The organism is Bordetella sp. 02P26C-1 (assembly GCF_009763255.1).
Taxonomy (GTDB): domain Bacteria; phylum Pseudomonadota; class Gammaproteobacteria; order Burkholderiales; family Burkholderiaceae_B; genus Bordetella_A.
The window spans coordinates 1-2,725 of sequence record NZ_WSJB01000033.1; the positions used below are offsets into that span (position 1 = coordinate 1).

Here is a 2,725-nt window from a genome sequence, read left to right on the forward strand (position 1 = left end):
GTACTCGGGGGGCAGGGCGGTAACGGCGGTAATGGCGGTAATGCTGGCACGGTGTCCATGATCCTGCAGGGGTCCAATATTTCCACCGGCGGCGACCATGCTTATGGCGTGCTGGCGCAGTCGATCGCGGGGAGCGGGGGCGCGGGGGGTGCCGATACTTCAACGGCCGTGGCGCTCGGTGGCGACGGTGCCGGCGGCGGGGCCGCCAATACCGTTTCGATTACGAGTTCCGGACAGATCAATACGTCGGGCTATGGCTCGCACGGCATCGTGGCGCAATCCATCGGTGGTGGTGGTGGGGCTTCCGGCAGCGCCACCGGCTTGTTGAGCGTGGGCGGCAATTCCGCAGGCGAAACGCCGTCTAATGGCAGCACGGTCACGGTTTCCAATGCCGCGGCCATCACCACAAGAGGCAACGCCGCGGTAGGGATCTTGGCGCAATCTATCGGCGGGGGCGGTGGCAGCGGCGGCGATAGTGTGGGAGTGGTCGGCGTCGGCGGCGCGGGCGCCAGCGCGGGCAGCGGCGGTGCTGTGTCGCTGTTGTATGAGCTGGGGACCATTCAGACGTATGGCGATTTCAGTCCGGCCATGCTGGCGCAATCCGTGGGCGGTGGCGGCGGCAATGGCGGTGACACGTTTACCCTATCGGCGGGAGCGTCGCTGGCAATCGGCGGTAGCGGCAGCAGCGGTGGGAATGGTGGTTCCGTGTGCATCACCAACCAGAACGCCTGCGCGAATGGGCAGTCCCAAGGCACTGCGAATATCGTGACGCACGGCGCTTATGCGCCCGGTATCGTGGCGCAAAGCGTCGGGGGTGGTGGCGGCAACGGCGGCAGCACCAAGAGCGAAAGCCTGGAGTCGTTTGTCGCGCTGCAACTGGGCGGCAGCGCCGGTGCAGGCGGTGTGGGGGGCGCGTCGGAACTCACCTATAACGGGCTGCAGGTCGGGACGGGCGGTGCGCATTCCAGCGGCGTCATCGTCCAATCTATCGGTGGCGGCGGTGGTAACGGCGGCTCGGCCAATTACTACACCCAAGATCTGGGGTTCACCGCGGCGGTGGTCGTCGGCGGGGCAGGCGGCGACGGTGGCCATGGCGACTCGGCTATCGTCAACCTTACCAACTCGCAGATCGCTACGGGCATGAATTTCGCGAGTCCGGATATCGACCCCGAGACTTACGCGCCCAACGACGCGTTCGGGGTGCTGGCGCAGAGCATCGGCGGCGGCGGTGGCAGCGGCGGCAGTTCGCTGGCCAATGAATTCGTGGCAGCGGTGCCTACGGGGGAAGGTGTCTCCGTGGCGTTTTCGTTTTCGGCCACGGTGGGGGGCTCGGGGGGCGCAGGCGGCGATGCCTGCCCGGCCGGGGATACCAGTTGCGTGACGCAAGTCTCGCTGTCGCAGGGGACCTCGATTGGGACCTTGGGCGACGGTTCGCACGCCGTGGTGGCGCAATCAATTGGCGGGGGCGGGGGCAACGGCGGCGATTCGTCCGCGCTCTCCACCATGCTGGGTGATGAGACGACCGTATCCCTGCAGGCTGGCCTGACGCTCGGCGGTCAGGGCGGAAGCGGCGGCGACGGAGGAACGGTGAACGTCAGTTTGGGCGACAGCAACGGGGCATACGCGCCGGCAGCCCCCTTGCTGAGCCTGCCGCCCGCCAGTAGCACACCCGCGAGCTCCAGCATCACCACTTACGGCGATTATGCGAATGGTGTGCTTGCTCAGTCCATCGGTGGCGGAGGCGGCAATGGCGGCGTGGGCAGCAGCAACGCTTACGCGCATGGCGGACCCTCGACCTTGAAGCTGACGGTAGGGCTTGGTGGCACGGGCGGAGCTGGCGGCGTGGGCGGTGCGGTCAACGTGACGCTGAACCCTAATTTCACGATCCGCACGTTGGGTTCGGGCTCGCGAGGCATCGTGGCGCAATCCATTGGCGGTGGCGGCGGCGCTTCGCAAGGCGGCACCATGAATGTCTCGGCGGGCGGCGGCGAGGAGCGGCCCTCCGCGCGGCTGCAACTGGGTCTGGGCGCCACGGGTGCGACGGGCGCGGTAGGGGGAAACATCACGGCTAACCTGCAAGGGGCCATCGGCACCGAAGGCGGCGACGCCGACGGCGTGCTGCTGCAATCCATTGGCGGCGGGGGCGGCCTGGGCGGCTCGATTGGCGCGGATGCGTCGTCGAACCCGATTCTCGATCGCATCGGCACCCACAGCGACAACAAAGAGCGTCTGGACGATAGCGGTTCGACCTACGCTTTCGGGGTCGACATCGGCGGCAAGGGGGGAAGCGGCGGGCATGGCGGCAATGTCGACGTGACGTTCGCCGGTCAAATCGCGACCCGTGGCGACTGGGCCGACGGGCTGGTGGCGCAGTCGATTGGCGGAGGCGGCGGCACTGGCGGATCGTCGAGCGCGACCGGCAGCAAGGTCAAAGCGAATGCCATCATCGGTGTCGGCGGCAGCGGCGGCACGGCAGCCAATGGTGGCACGATCAACTATCACTTCGACGGCGATCACAACAACAAGATCTCCACCAGTGGCTACAGCGCCTATGGCGTGTTGCTGCAGTCGATTGGCGGCGGGGGTGGTCAGGGGGCCGACGGTTCGGATCAGGCGCACGGCACGATTACGGTGGGGGCGTCGTTTGGCGGTACGGGTGGCATCGCCGGCGACGGTGGCACGATCCAGATGCTGAACGGCGACACGGCCGGCTGGCTGACGGTCA

The 2,725-nt window shown here is 67.4% G+C and carries 1 pseudogene; it reads left to right on the plus strand.

The features are described from left to right. A pseudogene (locus tag GOQ28_RS17715) lies at positions 1-2,725 on the plus strand (autotransporter outer membrane beta-barrel domain-containing protein); the annotation flags it as partial.